Genomic DNA, 20,538 nt, shown 5'->3' with positions numbered 1-20,538 from the left:
CCAAGGTCGTTGTTAGCGATTGAACTCACGCTGCCATCGCGTCATGAAGGCATCGCGGCGCTGAGGGTCGACGAAGGCGAGCAGCGAAGCGTTAAGCGTGATGGGGTAGAGGCGGTCCCCGACCTGGTCGCGAAGGCGTTGGGCAGTGTAGGGGCCTATAACATCTGGCCGCACGCTGAAAAGAGGCGTCTGGCCCGCCAATACGCGCTGGCCGTCTCGGCTGAGCAGGAAGTTCATGAAGGCTTCTGCAGCACTAGGGTGCGGCGCATCACGGTGGATGAACCCCGTCCGCATCACCACCAGGGCATAATCCTGAGGCACTTGCACGATCACCTCGGGGTGTTGCTGGGCCCAGACCATGGCGTAGGAGCCCAGCAGGTTGTAACCCAGCCAATAGCGTCCGTCGGTGAGCCCTTCGAGCATCGATCGAGTATCAGACTCGAGGTGAGTGTCGGCATCGCCCATGGCCGTCACCAGATCCCAGAACCGTGCAGTATAGCGAGCGTCCTGTTGGAATAGGGTATAGCCGATCCCGCTTAGTGACGGAGAGTAGGTGGTCACCTTGCCTTGTAGCGTTTCTCCTTGTGTGCGCAGCAGAGTGTGCAGGTCCGCATGGGTCTGAGGCGGCATCATGCGGCGCGCCAGATCGAGCCGGTACGCCATGACGATCGGTTCGAAGGTGAATCCGAACACCTCGTCACGCCATTTTGCCCATTCGGGCCACTCACTGGCCTGCACAGAATCCAGACGCTGGGCATGCCCCTGGTTGACGCGGTTCATCTGCCAGGGCATGGCCGAGCTGATCACCACGTCCGGTGCGGGATCCGCGGCCTCGGTCAGAGCGTCGACCTCCAGTGTTGTGCGGTCACGGTAGGTCAGTTCGATCTCGGGGTGAGCCTGTTCGAACGCTTCCAGAAGTGGTGCGACCACCTGCCGATCCAAGGCGGCTTCCACCACCAAGGGCGTCGCAGAGATGCTCTGAGAGGATGAAAGACAGAAAAACGACAGCACTGTCGTCAGCAATACGCGCCGCATCAGCTTGCCTCCCCCGCAGCCGGAAAATGCAGCTCGACGCGAAGGCCATGAGGCAGTCGCTCCTTGGCCTGAAGCTCGGCCGCATGACGTTGTGCGATGGAATCAACGATGGCCAGGCCGAGGCCTGACCCCTGCGTATCCTGGCGCCCTCCGCGCTCGAAGGGTTGAAACAACCGACTGCGCACCTCGGGGGCGACGCCGGGGCCGTCATCCTCGATATACAGCATGATGTGCTCGCCAATCTTCTTGAGCCCCAATGTGATCTCGCTGCCGGGTGGGGTATAGCGCAGGGCGTTGTCGATCAGGTTGCCCAATAGCTCACGTAGCGCCCAGGGTTCCCCCTGAACGACCATGGGCTCGGCGGGCAACCTGTCCAGTCCCAGATCATGATTCATGGCCACCTCGCGCTGAGCCCATTCGAGCACGGTTTCATGCAGCAGGTTTTTCAGGTCGAGGGGCATCAGCTCGTCGGCCTCTCCTACATGGCGAAGGCGCGCCAGGCTGAGCAGCTGTCCCGCAAGGCGGCTGGTGCGCTGCGCGCCATCATGCACACCCGCAAGGGCACGATACCATTCATCAGGGTCACGACTGTTCAAGGCCAGCTCGCTTGTGCTCTGCAGTCCCGCTAGAGGTGTCTTGAGCTGGTGGCTGGCGTCCGCGGTAAAGCGCAGCAGGGTGTCGCGGCTTTCTCGCTGGCGGGCGAAGAGGGTATCGAGCGCTTCGGCCATTTCTCGCAGTTCTTCCGGAACCCTGGCATTGAGAGGGCGCATGTCGTCGACCTTGCGCCGTCGCAACTGATGGCGAAGCCGACGCATCGGCTTCAATGCCACCTGCATCGCCAGCAGCATCAGTATGCCCGCCAGCAGCACCATGGCAACAAAGCGGATGATGGCCCGCTCGAACAATTCGCTGGCCAAGGCCTGTCGTCCACTCACGGTATGCCCGACCCAGATCTGCACTGGATCTTGAACTTCCCATCCCGCCGAGTCGTATTCCCGTCCATGCAGCCGCCAGCGGGTGTCACCTTGTGTCAGATCACGCCATATTGGCGTGATGGCAGCCTCTTCATGACCCGCCGCGGGAATGGCGATATCGAGATTGGCCGAGATTCGCTGCCCGGTATGGTCGAGCACGGCGTAGAAGACACGCTCCTGATGACGGGTGGCAAGTATCTGCAGTGCGGCGGCGGGTATCTCGACGACGGGGTCGCTGCCTTCCCACTGCACGGACTCGGCGATCGTCAGCGCAGCCGCTTCCAGCTGACTGTCGTAAGCACGCTCTGCCGCACGCTGAGTTGAATAGAATGCCTCCAGCATCAGCAGCGTGCCGAGTCCAGACACCATGACCAGCAGCAAGATCGCCAGGCGCGCTTTTAGCGTGCCTTCCACCTGGATCACGTCGTCTCTTCCTCGAGGCGATAGCCCAGGCCGCGAAACGTTCGGATGCGCAGACCGCTACCTTGCAGTCGCTTGCGTAATCGGCTCACGTAGACTTCGAGTGCATTGGAGCCGACGTCACCGAAGCTAAAGACTCGGCCTTCCAGCATCTCTCGCGGGGCGATATTGCCGCCGTGGAGAAGGAGCCCTTCAAGCAAGCGAAGCTCCCGGCGGGGTAGTTCCAGGGGGACGCCATCGAGGGTGGTGGCCCCGGCGGTGGGGTCAAGACATAACGGCCCAAGTCTCAGACGGTTGTCGCTGCGCTGCTGGCTGCGACGAAGCAAGGCACGAACTCGGGCCTCGAGTTCAGCGATCGAGAAGGGCTTGGCGAGGTAGTCGTCCGCGCCCAGATCCAGGCCGCGCACTCGATCCTCAATGCTGTCACGGGCCGTGAGTATCAACACGGGGGTCTTGTCGCTTCGTTCACGCAGCTCCGCCAGCAGCTCCAGGCCATCCCCGTCAGGCAACCCCAGGTCGAGCAGAATCAGGTCGAAGCGGTCATTTCTCAGGGCCGCACGAGCCTCGCTGGCGAGGGAGAAGATATCGACGGTGTTACCCAGAGGTGACAGAGCATTGTCCAGTGAGCGGGCGATCATCGGATCGTCTTCAGCGATGAGCAGGCGCATGCGACTAAAGTCTCGGGGCGTGATGAGGAGAATGACAGGTTGATGAAAGCTCGCCTGCCTAGCATCGGCCCTGTCATCTCGGTATGACCGGGTGCGGGCTTTCCCCGCTCCCGTGCAGAACAAGAGAACAGGAGTTCGTCATGAAGATCAACCAAGTCCTTCGCCGCGCGTCCGGCCTCGCTCTGATGGGAAGTGCGCTGTTCATCGGCCAGGCCTCCGCTCAGGCCATTCCCGAGTCCACCGAGTGTATTGCTCCTGCCAAGCCGGGCGGCGGCTATGATCTGACCTGCCGTCTGGCGGCCAACGGCCTGCAGGATACCGGTCTGATCAGCAAGCCGATGATGGTGAGCTACATGCCCGGTGGCATTGGTGCGGTGGCCTACAACCACGTCAATGGTGTACGCACCGATGATCCGAGCCTGATTGTAGCGGCCAGTACCGGAGCTGCCGTCAACCTGGCGCTCGGTAAGTTCGGCCAGTACGACGCCGATGAAGTGCGCTGGCTGGGGGCGCTGGGCGTCGACTATGGCGCTATCGTGGTCAAGGCCGATGCGCCGTGGCAGAACCTCGACGCGCTGATGGCGGATCTCCAGGAGAACCCGGACGAGATCGCCTTCGGCGCCGGTGGCACCGTGGGCAGCCAGGACTGGATGAAGGCCGCACTGACCGCCAAGGCCGGCGAGGTATCGCCGCGGGATCTCCGTTATGTCGCCTTCGAGGGCGGCGGTGAGGCGTTGGCGGCGCTGCTGGGTGACCACATCCAGGTGTTCACCGGTGACCTGTCCGAACTGAAGTCTCAGCTCGAGAGTGGCAAGATCCGCGTGCTGGCGGCCCTTTCCGAGGAGCGAATGGACGGCCCCTACGCCGAAATTCCCACTGCTGCCGAGCAGGGTTACGACGTGGAGTGGCCGATCTGGCGCGGCTACTACATGGGGCCCGAGGTCAGTGATGAGGCCTACCAGGCCTGGGTCGAGCGCATGAAGGAGCTGGCAGAGGATCCGACGTTCGCCGAACTGCGTGAGGCGCGTGGTCTGTTCCCGATGTCACGCTTTGGTGATGAGTTTGACACCTACGTCAAGGAACAGGTCTCCGAGTTCAAGGGCCTGGCCGAAGAAGTGGGACTGACCAAATGAGGATCGCCGCCGACCGAGTGCTGGGCATTGCCCTGATCGGTCTGGCGGCGTTTATCGCCGTCCAGGCCGTTCAGCTGGAAATTCCCTTCAGCTACGAACCCGTGGGTCCCAAGGCCTTCCCTCTGGGGCTGTCGATTCTGCTAACGGCTCTCTCACTGGTGCTGGTTCTCAGGCCGGGCGCCAACGGCCACTGGCCACATCGGGGGCTGGCGGGCCGGTTGCTGCTGGTGCTGGTTTTGCTGCTGGTCTACGCCCTGCTGTTTACCCAGCTGGGGTTTGTCGCCTCGTCCCTGCTGGTGGTGATGGCGCTGGCGCGACTGTTTGATGCGACCTGGGGCAAGGCGCTGATCACCGGTGTCGTGATGTCAGTTGTCGGCTACTTCCTGTTCACCGCGGGCCTCGGCATTGCCCTGCCTTCCGGCCACTGGTTCGACGCCTTCATCTAAAGGACCGCTCAGATGTTCGATTTCCTTATCGAGGGCTTCGGTGTTGCGCTGACCCCTCTCAACCTGGGCCTGGCTTTCCTTGGCGCCATGCTGGGTACCCTGTTCGGGGCCTTGCCAGGGATTGGCCCGATCAATGGCATCGCCATTCTGATGCCGCTGGCCTATACGCTTGGCCTGCCTGCCGAGTCATCGCTGATCCTGCTGGCCGCCGTCTACACCGGCGCCGAATATGGGGGGCGCATGTCGAGCATCCTGCTCAACGTGCCTGGCGATGCCGGGGCGGTGATGACGACCCTCGATGGCTATCCGCTGGCGCAGAAAGGGCTGGCCGGCCCCGCGCTGGGCCTCTCGGCGGTCAGCTCCTTCGTCGGGGCCACCATTGCCATCATTGGCCTGACGCTGTTTGCTCCGCTGCTGGCAGAGGTGGCAGTGATGTTCGGCCCGGCGGAATTCTTCGCGCTGATGGTGTTCGCCTTTTCCTCCATGTCGGTGATGATGGGCAAGGATCCGGTCAAGACGGCGATCGGTGCCGTGCTCGGGGTGTTGATTGCCACCGTTGGCGTCGATTCCGGCAGCGGCGTGCTGCGCTACACCTTCGGCATGCCCGAGCTCTACGACGGCATCGATTTCGTGGTGATGATCATTGGCCTGTTCGCCATCAGCGAGATCCTGCTGATGCTTGAGCACGCGCACCGTTCGGATGGCGATGGCAAGCTGCCGCCGCTCGGTCGTGTGTTCGTCAGCCTCAAGGAGGTGTTGGCGTGCAAGTGGACCATGGGTCGCTCGGGACTGATCGGTTTCATTATCGGTGTCCTGCCGGGAACCGGCGCCTCTGTGGCCGGTGCGGTTTCCTACACTACCGAGAAGCGCCTGTCCGACAAGGACAACTCCTTTGGTACCGGTAACATGCGCGGACTGGCGGCGCCGGAGGCGGCCAACAATGCGGCTGCAGCCGGATCCTTCGTGCCCATGCTCACGCTGGGGATTCCCGGTTCCGGCACGACCGCGGTGCTGCTGGGGGCGCTGATGCTCTATAACATCACCCCTGGGCCGATGATGTTCACCGAACGACCCGAGGTTGCCGGTGGCCTGATCGCCTCGCTGTATATCGGAAACGTGGTGCTGCTGGCGCTTAACCTGCCACTGGCCGGGGTGTTCGCTCGCGTGCTGACGATCCCGCGCTGGGTGCTGGTGCCCGCCATTGCCATCCTGGCGTTCGTTGGTGTCTATCAACTGCACTCTGACCTGTTCGCCATCTACCTGATGCTGATCATCGGCGTGTTCGGTTACCTGCTGCGTAAGCTGGGATTCTCGCTGGCACCGGTGATTCTCGGCTACGTACTGGGCGGGTTGATGGAGCAGAATCTTCGCCGTGCACTGTCGATCAGCGGTGGCGACGTGGGGATCCTGTGGCAGTCCGGTATATCGCTGGGGCTGTGGGTCGCCGCTGCGTCTCTGCTGGTGCTGCCCTGGCTGTTACCGAAGTTCTTGCCAAAGCTGACCCCTGCCGCCAAAAGGTGAGCGGTATCGGCACGTGTCGGACCAGGTACTGATGTGAGCCCCAGCCCGTGTTCATCGCGGCCGGGGCTTTCCTGTGGAGTGATGCGAGTGAAAACATTGCTGTCAGCAGGGCTGGGGCCGCTAGGCCGTTTCATGCCCACCCTCATGCTAGGACTTATAGGGGGTGGGGTGGCGTACTGGGTTCAGCTGCCACTCCCGTGGTTGTTGGGCGCCATGATTGCGACCACGGCCGCTTCCTTGGCTGGTGTGCCGCTAAAGCCGCCTCGCAAGGGGCGCAAAGGTGTGCTGGTCGTCATCGGGGTAATGCTTGGCTCTGCCTTCACACCGGACATGACCGGAGAAGCAGCGCTGTGGAGTGTCAGTCTGGTGATCATGCTGATAGCCACGGCGGTGATGATGGCTTTCTCGGTGTGGTTCTCCTGCCGAGTAGCGGGGCACTCCTGGGAGACGGCGCTCTACTCCGGCGTGCCTGGCGGGGTTTCCACGGTAACCGTTATGGCGCTCTCCTCCGGGGCAGATTTGCGGATCATCGGAATTACCCACGCGGTGCGCATCCTGGTGCTATTGGTGGCGATTCCGCCTGTGCTGCAGTTTATTGGCCATGTCGATATCGGCAGCGCCACGCCGACCTTGTCGCAATGGCTGTGGATGCCGACCGCGGCGGACACTGCCTGGCTGGTAGCGGCCGGTCTCGGCGGCATGTGGCTCGGCAAGCGCCTGTCTCTGCCCAGCCCGCTGTTGTTTGGTCCGGCGCTGGCCTCGGCGGCACTGCATCTCACCGGCCTGACGCATGCCGCGGTGCCTCCGGTCATCATGGCTCTCGCGCAGGTGATCATCGGGATCTCGGTTGGCGGACGCTTCGCCGGCACACGGCTCGCCGAGGTGGGATATGCGCTGCTGATGGCTGTCATTCAGGCCCTGGTCCTACTGGTGCTCGCCATTCTCGCTGCATGGGTGGGGCATGTGCTGACCGGCTACTCCGCTGCCGCTGCGCTGCTCGCGTACATGCCAGGTGGTGCGCCTGAGCTGAGCCTGGTGGCGCTCAGCCTGGGCATCGACCCTGCCTTCGTTACCACCCATCACCTACTGCGCATCTCGCTGCTCGTCTTGCTGCTGCCTCTGCTGCTCAGGCGGATGGTTTCAGACATCTAGGTCGGCGTCGACCGCGAGGATCGCGGGCTCAGAGTGGCAATGACCGCCTCGCGCTAGGTGTCCCCCCCCAAGACGGCAGCTGCGCGATGGACGCTTCTACCGCGGCACGTGAGCCAACCGCCGTCGCGGTAGCCAAAATGTGCTGGTCAGCGGCTATGTGGTGGGGCTCGGGGGTACTGTCGCCCTAGATTCTTTGCAAACAGGTTAGCAAGATGTTTTTTGACCGCTTTTCGGGGTCGTCAGGGGGCACTCAAGCCTGAGTGTGTCCGCATATGTAGATGACATTTCGCAGTCATTCTGATGACGATAAGGGGTCGGGCGATCATTAGTCTCTGATTTTTAATGGGAGGTTTCCTGCCTAGCCAATCTCCCCTAGTGCCAATTCGGTTCTCGTGTCACGAGATCATCATTGTCTAGACAACTGTCGTTAACCTGATGCCACGACACTGATGCCATTCCCAAGAGGAGAGGCGTCATGTCGATTCATAGCATCCTGGTCGATCGGGTCAGCAAGACCTTCGGTCAGCATCCGGTCCTTCGCGAGGTTGGCTTTTCCGTCTCCCCCGGCGAGATGGTCGCCCTGGTGGGACCCTCCGGTTCCGGCAAGTCCACTCTGATGCGCCATATGGCCGGTCTCACCCGCGCCAACCGCGACAGCCACAGCCGCATCGAGGTGCTGGGCCGCGATATCCAGAGCGCCGGCCGCCTGTCTCGCCGCACCCGCACCGAACGCTGCCGCACCGGCTACATCTTCCAGCAGTTCAACCTCGTCGGCCGCCTGAGCGTGCTCACCAACGTGCTGATCGGCCGCCTGGGCAGCATGCCGCGCGGCCGTTCCCTGCTGGGCCGCTTCACGGCCGAGGAAACCCAGCAGGCGCTGCGTGCCCTGGCCCGGGTCGGCATCGACTCCCTGGCCCACCAGCGCGCCAACACCCTCTCCGGCGGCCAGATGCAGCGTGTGGCCATCGCCCGGGTCCTCATGCAGGACGCCGACATCATTCTCGCCGACGAGCCGATTGCCTCGCTGGACCCCCGCAGTTCCCGCGAGGTCATGGAGATCCTGGCCCGCATCAACGCCGAGGACGGCCGCACGGTGCTGGTCACCCTGCATCAGGTGGAAGTGGCGCGCCGCTTCTGCCCGCGCACCATCGCGCTGAAGGAGGGGCGGCTCTACTTCGATGGCCCCACCCGCGATCTCACCGACGCCCGCCTCGAAGCGCTCTACGCCAACGCCGGCCTGGATGAGCTGCACGCCCGACCGGCGGCCAATGACATCGGCAACGCCGTCGGGGCGGTGGGGTGATACCCCGCGCACCAGCACACCCGAAATGCAACACCCGACCCATCCCAACCACTGAACGTTCACACGACACCCTCAAGGAGACCTCTCCATGTCCCGCTTCACGCTTCGTCGTTTCGCACTGCCCCTGGTCGCCGGTGCCAGCCTGTTCGCCAGCCAGCTGACCCTGGCCGCCGAGGCCCTCAACTTCGGCATCATCTCCACCGAATCCAGCCAGAACCAGGCGGACCAGTGGCAGCCCTTCCTGGACGACATGTCCCGCGAACTGGGCCGTGAGGTGAAGCCCTTCTTCGCCACTGACTATGCCGCCGTCATCCAGGCCATGCGCTTCGACAAGGTCGACCTGGCCTGGTACGGCAACAAGTCCGCCATGGAGGCCGTCGACCGCGCCGGCGGCGAGATCTTCGCCCAGACCGTGGCCTACAACGGGGCCCCGGGCTACTGGAGCCTGATGATCACCCACCGCGACAGCGACCTCGACAACGTCGAGGAGGTGCTGGAGCGTGCCGACGAGCTGGTGTTCGGCAACGGCGATCCCAACTCCACTTCCGGCTACCTGGTGCCGGGCTACTACGTCTTCGCCAAGAACGGCGTCGATGCCTCCACCGCCTTCAAACGCACCCTCAATTCCAACCACGAGACCAACGCGCTGACCGTGGCCAACGGCCAGGTCGACGTGGCCACCTTCAACACCGAGAGCATGGAGCGCCTGGAGATCAACCACCCGGACAAGGCCGAGCAGCTCAAGGTGATCTGGAAGTCGCCGCTGATTTCATCCGACCCGCTGGTATGGCGCAAGAACCTGCCCGAAGAGCTCAAGGCCGACCTGAGTGAGTTCTTCTACTCCTACGGCGAGACCGACGCCCAGCGCGACATCCTCGAACCGCTGCAGTGGTCGGGATTCGACGAATCGGACAACGACCAGCTGCTGCCGATCCGCCAGCTCGAACTCTTCAAGGAGCGTGCCCAGGTCGCCAAGAACGACAGCCTCTCCGCCGAGGAGCGCGAGACCCAGCTGGCCGACCTGGATGAGAAGCTCGACGCCCTCAACCAGCGCATGGATGAGCTGCAGGCCAGCGCCGACGAGGCCCCGACCACCGCCATGGCCAGCCAGTAACCCTGACCGCCTAGCGTCATCACGAGGGGCCGTGACGGCCCCTCCCCGGGAGTCTCCATGAACATGCAACACGCCACCCTCGATGCCCAGGCGCCCCGGCGCCGCTGGAGCACCCTGATCGGCTGGGGCGTCACCCTGGCGGTCCTCGGCTGGGCCTGGCAGGGCGCCGAGATGCAGCCGGGGCAGCTGGTCGCCAATGCCGACAACATGGCCGAGCTCGCCGGCGACTTCATGCCGCCGAGCCTGGGCAACCTGGGCCACTACATCGACCAGATGCTGGTCACCATCCAGATCGCCATCTGGGGCACGCTGCTCGCGGTGATCTGTGCGGTGCCCTGTAGCCTGCTCTCATCGGAAAACCTCGCCCCCTGGTGGATCCACCAGCCCATGCGCCGCCTGATGGACGCCTGTCGGGCCATCAACGAGCTGGTGTTCGCCATGATCTTCGTGGTCGCCGTGGGCCTGGGCCCCTTCGCCGGCACCCTGGCGCTCTTCGTCCATACCACCGGGGTGCTCGCCAAGCTCTTCTCCGAGGCGGTGGAGGCCAGCGACGCCGGTCCCATGGAGGGCGTGCGGGTCACCGGGGCAGGGCGGATCGAGGAGATCGCCTTCGGGCTGATTCCTCAGGTCCTGCCGCTGTGGATCTCGGTGAGCCTCTACCGCTTCGAGTCCAACATCCGCTCGGCCACCGTGCTGGGAATGGTCGGCGGTGGCGGCATCGGTGTCGCGCTATGGGAAACCATGCGCGGATTCCAGTACACCGAGACCGCCACCATTCTGCTGGTGATCATTGTCGCCGTGACGCTGCTCGACATGGTCTCGCAACAGGTTCGCAAGCGCTTCATCTGAAGCGCTCTTTTTCAGGAGCCGACATGTCTAGACAAGCGCTTCGCGAACCCCGCTACCAGGCACTGGCCGACACCCTGGCCCAGGAAGTGCGCACGCACTTCCAGCCCGGGCAGTGGTTGCCTGGCGAGACCCGCCTGGCCCGGCGCTTCGGCGTCAACCGGCACACCGTGCGCCGGGCACTGGACGAGCTGGTCCGCGCCGGTCTGGTCACGCGCCACCAGGGCCTCGGCACGCTGGTCGTCGACCACCGCCTGGACTATGCGGTGAGTGTGGCCAGCAAGGTCACCCATCACCTGGCCGAGCGGGGCATCGCTTCTCGCACCGAGTGCCTGCACCAGGCGCTGACACTGGCCCCGGAGGGCGTGGCCATGCGCTTCGGCCTGGGTGCCGAGACGCCCTTGATCGCCGTGGACACCCTGCGCTGGGTGGACGATGCGCCGCTGATGCGACTGCGCCACTGGTTCGACCCCGAGCGTGTTCCTGGTTGGCTGGAGCGCTACCGCGGCGGCTCCACCCGGGCGCTGCTGGGCCAGCACTACGGCCTGCGCCTGCACCGCCAGCGCGTGCGCATCGAGGCCAGCATCGCCGACCGCGACGATCAGCGCCTGCTGTGCTGTGCCGACCAGGCACCGCTGCTCCAGCTGACCAGCGACAACGTGGATGCCGACGGCACCCTGGTCGAGGTCTCGATCAGCCGTGCCCGGGCCGATCGGCTCGCCTACCACATCGATTTCCCCGACTCACCGACTGACGAGGTGTCTTCATGACCTCTGCACGACGTCAGCGCATCCTCGCGCTGACTCCCCGTGAACGCCTGGCCGAGCAGTGGGCTCGGCTGGGGATCTCTCCCGACTACCGCTGCGTGCGCGGGCCCGAGGTGGGCATGGCCATGGTGCGCGGGCGCATGGGCGGCACCGGCAACGCCTTCAACCTGGGGGAAATGACCCTGACCCGGGCCAGCGTCCAGCTGACCGACGATGAGGGCGCGGCTGCCGATGCCAAATCGCCGCTGGGCCATGGCTGGGTGAAGGGGCGCGACCCTCGCCATGCCGAGCTGATCGCCCTGGTGGATGCCTGTGCCAAGCGCCGTGACTGGCAGGCCGCCATCGAGGAGGGGCTAGTGGCCCCGCTGGAGCAAGCGCTCGACGCCGAACGCCATGAACAGGCCCGACGTGCCGCGGCGACCCGGGTCGATTTCTTCACCATGGTCAGGGGAGAGTAGCCATGCGCTGGAACGCCTTCGACACCCCCGTGCACGACAGCCAGCGGGTCTATCGCCAGCTGCTCTCGGCGATGGCCGAGCCCGGCACCTTCGCCGAGGTGGGCGGGGCCCCGCTGCCGCCGTCCGGAGCCGCCATCGGCACCGCCTGCTGGGCGACGCTGCTGACCCTGTGCGACCTCGACACCCGCGTCTGGCTGGCCCCCGAGCTCGATGCCGCCGGCATCAACGAGGCCCTGGCCTTCCACACCGGGGCTCGTCAGGCCGAGCGCCCCGATGAGGCCGACTTCGCCCTCGTCACGCCTGCCACCCTGGCCGGGCAGGGCGAGGCCGAGCCTCCCGCCTTCCAGGAAGGCAGTGACACTTACCCCGACCGCAGCACCACTCTGGTGGTGATGCTCGACCGCCTGGATACCGCTGGTCCCTGGGCTCTGAGCGGCCCTGGCATTCCCGGCCAGCGGCGCCTGGGCGTGGGGCAGGGCGGCGAGGCGCTGATGACGCGGCTCGCCGCCAATCGTGCCCGCTTTCCCCGCGGGCTTGACGCCATCCTCACCTGCGGCACCCGGCTCGCCGCCGTGCCCCGCAGCACCCGTATCACCCGTTCTGCTTCCGAGGAGGTCGACACATGTATGTCGCCGTGAAGGGGGGCGAGCAGGCCATCGCCAATGCCCACCGCTGGCTGGCCGATCGCCGCCGTGGCCCGCGCGAGACTCAGGAGCTCGCCGTTTCCCAGGTCGAGGGGCAGCTGCGCCTGGCCGTCTCCCGGGTGATGGCCGAGGCCTCGCTCTACGATCCCGAGCTTGCCGCCCTGGCCATCAAGCAGGCCAGTGGCGACATGGTCGAGGCGGTCTTCCTGTTGCGCGCCTACCGCACCACGCTGCCGCGCCTGGCCGAGACGTTGCCGCTGGACACCGCCGCGATGCGCATCGAACGGCGCATCAGTGCCACCTACAAGGACATCCCGGGGGGCCAGGTGCTGGGCCCGACCTATGACTACACCCACCGCCTGCTCGACTTCCTGCAGCTGGCCAACGCCGAGGTGGCGCCGCCGACGGCGGCCGAGGAGACCCTGGCCGACTGCCCCCAGGTGCTGGAACTGCTCGACGCCGAGGGGCTGATCGAGCGCGAGGAGGATGATGGCGCCGAGCCCTACGACATCACCCGCGATCCCCCCGACTTCCCGGTGGACCGCGCCACCCGCCTGCAGATGCTCGCCCGGGGCGACGAAGGCTACCTGCTGGCACTGGGCTACTCCACCCAGCGCGGCTACGGCCGCAACCACCCCTTCGCCGGCGAAATCCGCCTGGGCACCTTGGAGGTGGAGATCGCGGTCGAGGAGGGCGATGCGCCGCTGTGCATCGGCGAGATCGAGATCAGCGAGTGCCAGATGATCAACCAGTTCGGCGGCTCGCGGGAGACCGCGCCCCAGTTTACCCGTGGCTACGGCCTAGCCTTCGGCCACAACGAACGCAAGACCATGGCCATGGCGCTGGTCGACCGGGCCCTGCGTGCCGAGGAGCTGGGCGAGACGGCCACCGGCCCCGCCCAGCAGGCGGAGTTCGTGCTCGCCCACGCCGACAGCGTCGAGGCGGCGGGCTTCGTCTCTCACCTCAAGCTGCCGCACTACGTCGACTTCCAGTCGGAGCTGGAGCTGCTGCGGCGACTGCGTCGCGAGCATGCTAAGCGCACCGAAGCTGCCGGCAGCGACGTTGGCACCCAAGCTGATGACGTCACCCCACGTGCCTCCCACAGCGATCTGGTCAAGGAGCAGCAAGCATGACGGCGAGCGAATGCAGCGCCAGCGGCTACAACTTCGCCTACCTGGACGAACAGACCAAGCGCATGATCCGTCGCGGCCTGCTCAAGGCGGTGGCGATTCCCGGCTATCAGGTGCCCTTCGGCGGACGCGAGATGCCGATGCCCTATGGCTGGGGCACCGGTGGCATGCAGCTGACCGCCAGCGTCCTGGGTCAGGATGACGTACTCAAGGTGATCGACCAGGGCGCCGACGACACCACCAATGCAGTCAGCATCCGCGCCTTCTTCGAGCGTGTGGCCGGTGTCACCACCACCACGGCCACCGGTGAGGCGGACGTGATCCAGACTCGCCACCGCGTCCCCGAGCAACCGCTGCGCCAGGGGCAGCTGCTGATCTTCCAGGTGCCGATCCCCGAGCCGCTCCGCTTCATCGAGCCAAGCGAAGAGGAGACCCGATTGATGCACGCCCTGGAGGAGTACGGGGTCATGCACGTCAAGCTCTACGAGGACATCGCCCGCCACGGCCATATCGCCACCACCTACGCCTATCCGGTCAAGGTGGACGGACGCTACGTCACCGACCCCTCGCCGATCCCCAAGTTCGACAACCCCAAGCTGCACATGAATGAGGCGCTGATGCTGTTCGGCGCCGGCCGCGAGAAGCGTCTCTACGCCATCCCGCCCTACACCCGAGTGGAGAGCCTGGACTTCGAGGACCACCCCTTCGAGGTCCAGCAGTGGGACGCCCCCTGTGCCATCTGCGGGGCGCGCGACACCTTCCTCGACGAGGTGATCACCGACGACCGGGGCGGGCGCATGTTCGTCTGCTCCGATACCGACTACTGCCAGTCACGCACCGAGGAGGTGGCATGAAGCGTCCCGACCTTGATCGCGCCACGCTGCTCGAAGCGCGCGGCGTCTCCCGGCTCTATGGCCCCGGCAAGGGCTGCGAGGCCATCGATATCCGCCTGCACCGCGGCGAGGTGCTGGGCATTGTCGGCGAGTCCGGCTCCGGCAAGTCGACGCTGTTGCGTCTGCTCGCCGGCATGGAGCGCCCTGATGCCGGCCAGGTGGTCTACCACTCAGCCGCCGCCCAGGGCCGCGACGGAGCGGGCCACGAGGGCGAGCTCGACCTCTACGCCATCGGCGAGGCCCGCCGTCGCGCGCTGCTGCGCATGGAGTGGGGCCTGGTGCACCAGAACCCCCGCGACGGCCTGCGCCTGGGCGTCTCGGCCGGGGCCAACATCGGCGAGCGCCTGATGGCCCTGGGCGAGCGCCACTATGGACAGCTGCGTGCCGCCGGCCAGGACTGGATGGGGCGTGTCGAGCTCGACCCGCGGCGCATCGATGATGCCCCGAAGACCTTCTCCGGCGGCATGCAGCAGCGCCTGCAGATCGCCCGCACCCTGGTCACCCGCCCCAACCTGGTGTTCATGGACGAGCCCACCGGGGGGCTGGATGTCTCCGTGCAGGCCCGGCTGCTCGACATGCTGCGCACCCTGGTCCGCGAGCTTGGCCTCTCGGTGATCCTGGTCACCCATGACCTGGCGGTGGCCCGCCTGCTGGCCCATCGCCTGATGGTGATGCGCCGTGGCCAGGTAGTGGAGACCGGCCTGACCGACCAAATCCTCGACGATCCCCAGCACGCCTACACGCAGCTGCTGGTGTCGTCGGTCCTGACCCCGTGAGGAGGCCCGCCATGACATCCCTGACGCAACCCTTTCTCAGCGTCGACGCCCTGCACAAGGCCTTCGTGCTTCACGGCCAGGGCGGCATGACCCTGGAGGTGATGCGCGACCTGTCGCTGACCCTCTCCCCGGGCGAGTGCCTGGTTCTATCCGGACCCAGCGGCATCGGCAAGAGCACGCTGCTCAAGATGCTCCACGGCAGCTACCGCGTCACCGGCGGTACGCTGCGCCTGCACTTCGAGGACGGTGACCTGTCGCTGGACACCCTGCCGGCCCACGCCTGGCACACCCTGCGTCGCGACGTGATCGGCTACGTCAGCCAGTTCCTGCGCGTGGTGCCGCGGGTGCCGGCGGTGGAGGTGGTGATGGAGCCGCTGCTGGCCCGTGGCGTGGACGAGGCCGAGGCGCGTGCGCGGGCCGAGGCGATGCTGGCCCGCCTCAACCTGCCCGAGCGGCTGTGGAGCCTGCCCCCGGGGACCTTCTCCGGCGGCGAGCAGCAGCGGGTCAATATCGCCCGCGGCTTCATCGCCGAGCATCCCCTGCTGCTGCTGGATGAGCCCACCGCCTCGCTGGATGCCGCCAACCGCGAGGTGGTGGTACAGCTGATCCAGGAAGCCAAGGCGCGCGGCGCGGCCCTGCTGGGCATCTTCCACGACGAGGACGTGCGCGATCGCGTTGCCGATCGCCTGTTGCCCCTGACGACGCATATGGGCGCGGCCATCGCACCGACAGCGGCTGACGAGGAGGTTCGCTGATGCACGCCAACCAACGGCAGGCAGATCGGCAACCAGGCGCGAGACAACCCGCGTCGGATCATCAGCCGACTATGGCAACGCTCGCTCCCGAGCCCCGCGTGCATCCGACGGCCTCCCTGAATGCGACCCGCCTGGGGAGCTGGACGGAGGTGGGTGAGCGCTGCGTGCTCAACCATGTTGAGCTGGGGGACTACAGCTATATCGAGCGTGATGGCGACCTGATGTTTACGAAGGTGGGCCGTTTCACCTCCATCGCGTCCAGCGTGAGGCTCAATCCCAGCAACCATCCGTGGTGGCGACCCACGCTGCACCACTTCACCTATCGGCCCGGCAAATTCGGGTTCACATCAGATAGTCAGGCGGTGGATCAAGATGTGTTCGCGTGGCGCGAAAATGACCGTGTCGTTGTGGGGCACGATGCCTGGATTGGCCACGGAGTGACAGTCTTGCCGGGCGTGCACATCGGCAACGGGGCGATCGTGGGGGCGGGCAGCGTGGTCACGCGAGATGTGCCGCCTTACATGATCGTGGTGGGCAACCCCGCCCGCGTCTTGCGGCCGCGCTTCGAGAATTCCGACATTCCGGAGCGCCTGGAAGCGGTGGGCTGGTGGCACTGGCCACATGAGTTGCTGCAAGCGCATCTCAAGGATTTTCAAGGGGACGCCCTGGCGTTCCTGGATGCGGTAGAAGCCATTTCAGAGGAGCGAGGCTGATGTCTCTCGACGAACAGGTACTGACCAACGCCCGGCTGGTCCTCGACGACGAGGTCCGCCGAGGCTCCCTGGTGATTCGCGACGGACGCATCGCGGCCGTGGATGGTGGCGTAACCTCCGTACCGTCCGCCGTGGACTGCGACGGCGACTACCTGACGCCGGGCATGGTCGAGCTGCACACCGACAACATGGAGAAGTACTTCCAGCCCCGCCCCAAGGTGGCCTGGCCAGGCCGTCCCGCGGCGCTGGCTCACGACGCCCAGATGGCCGCCAGCGGTATCACCACGGTGTTCGACGCGCTCTCCATCGGCGATATCGATGAGCAGAGCATGCGTGAAGGCGCCCTCAAGCAGATGGTTGCCTCGCTGCAGGCGATCATGGACGACGGCATGGCCCGCATCGACCATCGCCTCCACCTGCGCTGCGAAGTCTGTCAGCCGGCGACCCTGCAGCGCTTCGAGTCGCTGGCCGATTCGCCGCTGCTCGGCCTGGTGTCGCTGATGGATCATGCCCCGGGGCAGCGTCAATTCGTGAGCCTGGACGCCTACCGGACCTACTACCAGGGCAAGCACCGCATGAGCGATGAGGCGCTGGAGGCCTTTATCGAGAAGCAGCAGGCCAACAGCGCACGCTATAGCAGCCCCAACCGTCAGGCCATCGCCGCGGCGTGCCACCGGCGTGGCCTGGCACTCGCCAGCCACGATGACGCCACCATCGAGCACGTGGCCGAGAGCCTGGAGTACGGCACCCGGGTGGCGGAGTTCCCCACCACGCGCGAGGCGGCCGAGGCCTCCCACCGTCACGGGCTGGCGGTGATGATGGGTGCGCCCAACGTGGTCCGCGGCGGCTCTCACTCGGGCAATATCGCCGCGGCGGTGTTGGTGTCGCTGGGCGTGCTCGATGTGCTGTCTTCGGACTACTACCCGGCGGCGCTTCTCGATGCCGTGTTCCGCATCGCCGACATGGAAGCAGGCTATTCGCTGCCTCAGGCCGTGGCCACGGCCACCCGCACTCCGGCTCAGGCGGTGGGCCTGGAGGACCGCGGGCGCCTGGCCGCCGGCTTGCGGGCCGATCTGCTGCGCGTGCGAGTGGTGGACAATCATCCGCTGGTCCAGCGGGTGTGGTGCGCCGGACGGCAGGTGCACTGATGGGGTGCCTGATCTATCTGGTCGGGGCCAGCGGGGTGGGCAAGGACACGCTGCTGGCCGCCGCGCGCCAGCGCTATCCGGAGTGGCTCGTCGCCCACCGCTATGTGACCCGAGACAGTGGTGCCTCGGAGAACAGCGTCTTCCTGACACCCGAGGAGTTCATGGCCCGCCGACGCGCGGGCCTGTTCGCCCTGAGCTGGGAGGCGCATGGTCTCCACTATGGCCTGGGCATCGAGCTTGACGCCTGGCTGGCTCGTGATCGCGTGGTACTGGTCAACGGCAGCCGTCGAGCGCTGCCCTCGGCCAGAGCGCGTTTCGGCGCTGCGTTGACGCCGGTGGTCATGACCGCCTCGGACGAGGTGCTCCGCGCCCGGCTGAGACGTCGCGGGCGCGAAGATGAGGCCGAGATCGAGGACCGCCTGGCGCGTCATCGCGAGCTGCGTGATGCGCTGCCTGAGTTACCGCGCCTGGACAACGGCGGGCCACTGGATCTTACCCTGGCGGCCCTGGAACGGCTGGTCGACGGGGAGGTCATGGCGTGAAGTTTCGCTTCACCGGCACCGGCGACAGTGCCCAGGTGCCGTGTTTCGGCTGTGACTGCCCTGTCTGTGCCCGGGCGCGGGTGATCGCCAGCGCCCGGCGTGGGCCCTGCAGCGCCGAGGTCGAGGTCGACGGACATCGCTATCTGCTCGATGCCGGGCAGATGGATCTGGTCGAACGCTGTGAGCGACATCGCCCCAGTGCCATCCTGCTGACACACTACCATCCCGACCATGTGCAGGGGCTCCTGCACCTGCGCTGGGGGTGCGGCGAGTCGATCCCGGTCTACGGCCCCAAGGATCCGCAAGGGTGTGCCGACCTCTTTCGCCACCCCGGCGTGCTCGACTTCCAGGTACCCCTCAAGCCGTTCCGACCCCTGTCACTTCCGTCGCTGACGGTGACGCCGGTGCCGCTCAACCACAGCAAGCCGACGCTGGGGTATTGCCTGGACGATGGGGGAGGGCGGCTGGCCTACCTGACCGATACCTGCGGCCTGCCGGGGGCAACCGAGCGTTTCCTGCGCGAGTGGCAGCCGGACGTGGTGGTGCTGGACTGTGGCTACTCGAGTCGCGTAGCTGAGCCCCGAAACCACAATACCCCGGCGCTTGCCGTGCAGATCATCGAACGGCTGTCGGTGCCGATGGCGTACCTGACCCATATCGGTCACGAGCTTGACCAGGAGCTTAACGAGAGAGCGTGCGCCTTGCCGGCCAATGTGCGCGCGGCACACGACGGTGAGGAAGTGAATCTCTTCTGCCCGTCGATGCTCACGGGGTGATATCGGGAGTGGACGCTATGGGTCTGGGACCGAGGTCTTTGGCCACCTCGGTGTTGGCAATCTCAGGGGCAGACGGTATCGCCGCTGTCCGTGGCTGTCATGGTAGGGCGCGGGCCTTCCATCCGTTCACGGGCTCTGGTCGGCACCAGTCTGCGCAGAACCAGAGCTCGAGAGGAGAGAACGTCACTGAGTGAAGCAAGATGCACAGCATAGGCAGGTGATGAGAGCCGCGATGGAAAGGTGGGCGGGCATTGCCGCCGTCTATCGCAAGCCCCATCACGTTACCACTGCAGCGTTCAGTCCACCTGGTTAGCGCCGGGCACCCACAACACATCGCTCGCCCCGTTGTCGTTGGCCGCACGTGCGACGACAAACAGCAGGTCGGACAGGCGGTTCATGTAGCGAAGCGCCTCCAGGTGCTCGGGGGCACTCTCCACGACCTGGCTGATCAGCCTTTCGGCACGCCGCGTGATCGTGCGTGCCAGGTGCAGGTGGGCGGCTAGCGGCGTGCCGCCCGGCAGCACGAGGGAGCGCAGCGCTGCCATGTGGGCGTTGAGCCTATCGACCTCGTTTTCCAGGAAGGTCACCGCTACCGCGGAGCTCGAGCTACGCCTGGGCAAAATACGCGGAGGCCATGCGGACAATCTCGTTGGCCTGCTTCAACTCGCGGTTCTCGCGCTCCAAGGCCTTGATCCGCTCGCGTTCAGTCGTGGTCGTGCCTTCCTGACGCCCCGCATCACGTTTGGCCTGACGGACCCAGCTAGGCAGGGTCTCCTCTGTGCAGCCGATCTTGAGGGCAATGGCGCCGATAGCTGCCCATTGGGAGGGATAGTCGGTCTCGTGGTCAAAAACCATGCGGCCCGCTGACGGACCTCAGGGGCATATCGCTTGGAAGTGTTCATGGCTCCATCCTCTCAATGTTTGGAGCCTCCCAGAATCCCGGTACGGTTCATCTATCAAGCGGGTGGTCAGTCACACGGAACCCTACAGCTAACTGGAAATCAGGTTCAGACCAACACTTGAAAACCCTCATGCCTCACCAGTAAGCCGCTGGCGCCGTGCGCGCAGCACCATGCGGTAGCGCGAGCGTATCTCGTCGCGTTCCATATAGCAGCCCTGCAGCCAGCGGTGGCCGCTGGCGCCCTCGAAGGCATCGCGGGCATGCAGCAGGCGGCGGTTATCGAAGATCACCAGGTCGCCGGGTCGATAGGTGAAGCGGATGGCGAACTCGGGCTCATGCAGCATGCGCTGCAGCGTCATCAGCGCCTCATAGGCGGGCTCCACCTCCTCGAACGGCGCCTGCAGGGGCCCTCGCAGGAAGTCG

General features: G+C 65.6%; 23 protein-coding genes and 1 pseudogene. 18 read left to right on the top strand and 6 right to left on the bottom strand.

What is annotated here, in order from left to right:
* Nucleotides 1-12 precede the first annotated feature (12 nt).
* Genes DFP85_RS02925 through DFP85_RS02915 form a run of 3 tightly spaced genes read right to left on the bottom strand, consistent with a single transcriptional unit; the run spans nucleotide 13 to nucleotide 3,097 of the window.
* Complete coding sequence (locus DFP85_RS02925) at nucleotides 13-1,035, bottom strand: ABC transporter substrate-binding protein (RefSeq protein WP_133634819.1); 1,023 nt, start codon at nucleotides 1,033-1,035, stop codon at nucleotides 13-15.
* Complete coding sequence (locus DFP85_RS02920) at nucleotides 1,035-2,432, bottom strand: sensor histidine kinase (RefSeq protein ID WP_133634817.1); 1,398 nt, start codon at nucleotides 2,430-2,432, stop codon at nucleotides 1,035-1,037. The genes DFP85_RS02925 and DFP85_RS02920 overlap by 1 nt, the downstream gene beginning before the upstream one ends.
* Nucleotides 2,429-3,097: a response regulator gene (locus tag DFP85_RS02915; RefSeq protein WP_133634815.1), complete on the bottom strand. Its 669-nt coding sequence runs from the start codon at nucleotides 3,095-3,097 to the stop codon at nucleotides 2,429-2,431. The genes DFP85_RS02920 and DFP85_RS02915 overlap by 4 nt, the downstream gene beginning before the upstream one ends.
* Nucleotides 3,098-3,237: 140 nt before the next feature.
* Between DFP85_RS02915 and DFP85_RS02910 the strand changes: the two genes are divergently transcribed.
* The 18 genes from DFP85_RS02910 (at nucleotide 3,238) to phnP (ending at nucleotide 19,214) form a co-directional block, all read left to right on the top strand.
* Nucleotides 3,238-4,230 (top strand): Bug family tripartite tricarboxylate transporter substrate binding protein, encoded by a 993-nt coding sequence (locus tag DFP85_RS02910; protein ID WP_133634813.1) that lies wholly within the window; start codon nucleotides 3,238-3,240, stop codon nucleotides 4,228-4,230.
* Nucleotides 4,227-4,676, top strand: coding sequence for a tripartite tricarboxylate transporter TctB family protein (locus DFP85_RS02905; RefSeq protein WP_133634811.1), 450 nt, complete (start codon nucleotides 4,227-4,229; stop codon nucleotides 4,674-4,676). Before DFP85_RS02910 ends, DFP85_RS02905 begins: the two co-directional genes overlap by 4 nt.
* Nucleotides 4,677-4,688: 12 nt before the next feature.
* On the top strand, nucleotides 4,689-6,197 hold the full coding sequence (locus DFP85_RS02900) for a tripartite tricarboxylate transporter permease (protein ID WP_133634808.1): 1,509 nt from the start codon (nucleotides 4,689-4,691) through the stop codon (nucleotides 6,195-6,197).
* An 81-nt stretch (nucleotides 6,198-6,278) separates the two neighbouring features.
* Nucleotides 6,279-7,349, top strand: coding sequence for an AbrB family transcriptional regulator (locus DFP85_RS02895; RefSeq protein ID WP_133634806.1), 1,071 nt, complete (start codon nucleotides 6,279-6,281; stop codon nucleotides 7,347-7,349).
* A 475-nt stretch (nucleotides 7,350-7,824) separates the two neighbouring features.
* Nucleotides 7,825-8,652 carry a phosphonate ABC transporter ATP-binding protein gene (gene phnC / locus DFP85_RS02890; protein ID WP_133634804.1) on the top strand — a complete coding sequence of 276 codons (828 nt, stop codon included), beginning with the start codon at nucleotides 7,825-7,827 and terminating at the stop codon, nucleotides 8,650-8,652.
* An 88-nt stretch (nucleotides 8,653-8,740) separates the two neighbouring features.
* A complete protein-coding gene (gene phnD / locus DFP85_RS02885) occupies nucleotides 8,741-9,766 on the top strand; it encodes a phosphonate ABC transporter substrate-binding protein (protein ID WP_133634802.1) in 1,026 nt (341 codons plus the stop codon).
* Between the two features lie 57 nt (nucleotides 9,767-9,823).
* Nucleotides 9,824-10,615 (top strand): phosphonate ABC transporter, permease protein PhnE, encoded by a 792-nt coding sequence (phnE, locus tag DFP85_RS02880; RefSeq protein WP_133634800.1) that lies wholly within the window; start codon nucleotides 9,824-9,826, stop codon nucleotides 10,613-10,615.
* Nucleotides 10,616-10,638: 23 nt separating this feature from the next.
* A complete protein-coding gene (gene phnF / locus DFP85_RS02875) occupies nucleotides 10,639-11,382 on the top strand; it encodes a phosphonate metabolism transcriptional regulator PhnF (protein WP_166644585.1) in 744 nt (247 codons plus the stop codon).
* Nucleotides 11,379-11,837, top strand: coding sequence for a phosphonate C-P lyase system protein PhnG (gene phnG / locus DFP85_RS02870; protein ID WP_133634796.1), 459 nt, complete (start codon nucleotides 11,379-11,381; stop codon nucleotides 11,835-11,837). The genes phnF and phnG overlap by 4 nt, the downstream gene beginning before the upstream one ends.
* A 2-nt stretch (nucleotides 11,838-11,839) precedes the next feature.
* On the top strand, nucleotides 11,840-12,475 hold the full coding sequence (gene phnH, locus DFP85_RS02865) for a phosphonate C-P lyase system protein PhnH (protein WP_133634794.1): 636 nt from the start codon (nucleotides 11,840-11,842) through the stop codon (nucleotides 12,473-12,475).
* Nucleotides 12,460-13,614, top strand: coding sequence for a carbon-phosphorus lyase complex subunit (locus DFP85_RS02860; RefSeq protein WP_133634792.1), 1,155 nt, complete (start codon nucleotides 12,460-12,462; stop codon nucleotides 13,612-13,614). The genes phnH and DFP85_RS02860 overlap by 16 nt, the downstream gene beginning before the upstream one ends.
* On the top strand, nucleotides 13,611-14,465 hold the full coding sequence (locus DFP85_RS02855) for an alpha-D-ribose 1-methylphosphonate 5-phosphate C-P-lyase PhnJ (protein ID WP_133634790.1): 855 nt from the start codon (nucleotides 13,611-13,613) through the stop codon (nucleotides 14,463-14,465). Before DFP85_RS02860 ends, DFP85_RS02855 begins: the two co-directional genes overlap by 4 nt.
* Nucleotides 14,462-15,280 carry a phosphonate C-P lyase system protein PhnK gene (gene phnK / locus DFP85_RS02850; RefSeq protein WP_106229871.1) on the top strand — a complete coding sequence of 273 codons (819 nt, stop codon included), beginning with the start codon at nucleotides 14,462-14,464 and terminating at the stop codon, nucleotides 15,278-15,280. The genes DFP85_RS02855 and phnK overlap by 4 nt, the downstream gene beginning before the upstream one ends.
* Nucleotides 15,281-15,291: 11 nt before the next feature.
* Nucleotides 15,292-16,035 (top strand): phosphonate C-P lyase system protein PhnL, encoded by a 744-nt coding sequence (gene phnL, locus DFP85_RS02845; RefSeq protein ID WP_133634788.1) that lies wholly within the window; start codon nucleotides 15,292-15,294, stop codon nucleotides 16,033-16,035.
* Nucleotides 16,035-16,748: a DapH/DapD/GlmU-related protein gene (locus tag DFP85_RS02840; RefSeq protein ID WP_208108436.1), complete on the top strand. Its 714-nt coding sequence runs from the start codon at nucleotides 16,035-16,037 to the stop codon at nucleotides 16,746-16,748. Before phnL ends, DFP85_RS02840 begins: the two co-directional genes overlap by 1 nt.
* A complete protein-coding gene (locus tag DFP85_RS02835) occupies nucleotides 16,748-17,896 on the top strand; it encodes an alpha-D-ribose 1-methylphosphonate 5-triphosphate diphosphatase (RefSeq protein ID WP_133634786.1) in 1,149 nt (382 codons plus the stop codon). Before DFP85_RS02840 ends, DFP85_RS02835 begins: the two co-directional genes overlap by 1 nt.
* Entirely contained in the window at nucleotides 17,896-18,438 is a 543-nt protein-coding gene (gene phnN, locus DFP85_RS02830; protein WP_133634784.1) for a ribose 1,5-bisphosphokinase, read from the top strand. The genes DFP85_RS02835 and phnN overlap by 1 nt, the downstream gene beginning before the upstream one ends.
* A complete protein-coding gene (phnP, locus tag DFP85_RS02825) occupies nucleotides 18,435-19,214 on the top strand; it encodes a phosphonate metabolism protein PhnP (protein WP_133634782.1) in 780 nt (259 codons plus the stop codon). The genes phnN and phnP overlap by 4 nt, the downstream gene beginning before the upstream one ends.
* A 296-nt stretch (nucleotides 19,215-19,510) precedes the next feature.
* Here phnP and DFP85_RS02820 read toward each other — a convergent pair whose 3' ends face one another.
* The 3 genes and pseudogenes from DFP85_RS02820 to DFP85_RS02810 all read right to left on the bottom strand — a co-directional run.
* Nucleotides 19,511-19,801 (bottom strand): ATP:cob(I)alamin adenosyltransferase, encoded by a 291-nt coding sequence (locus DFP85_RS02820; RefSeq protein WP_243737186.1) that lies wholly within the window; start codon nucleotides 19,799-19,801, stop codon nucleotides 19,511-19,513.
* Nucleotides 19,802-19,809: 8 nt separating this feature from the next.
* Nucleotides 19,810-20,116: pseudogene (locus DFP85_RS02815) on the bottom strand (transposase); the annotation flags it as partial.
* Nucleotides 20,117-20,243: 127 nt separating this feature from the next.
* On the bottom strand, nucleotides 20,244-20,538 hold a 295-nt coding region (locus DFP85_RS02810), incomplete at its 5' end, for a TauD/TfdA family dioxygenase (RefSeq protein WP_208108435.1).

Source organism: Halomonas ventosae (genome assembly GCF_004363555.1).
Classification (GTDB): Bacteria; Pseudomonadota; Gammaproteobacteria; order Pseudomonadales; family Halomonadaceae; genus Halomonas; species Halomonas ventosae.
This window is presented reverse-complemented; position numbering and strand designations above follow the sequence as displayed.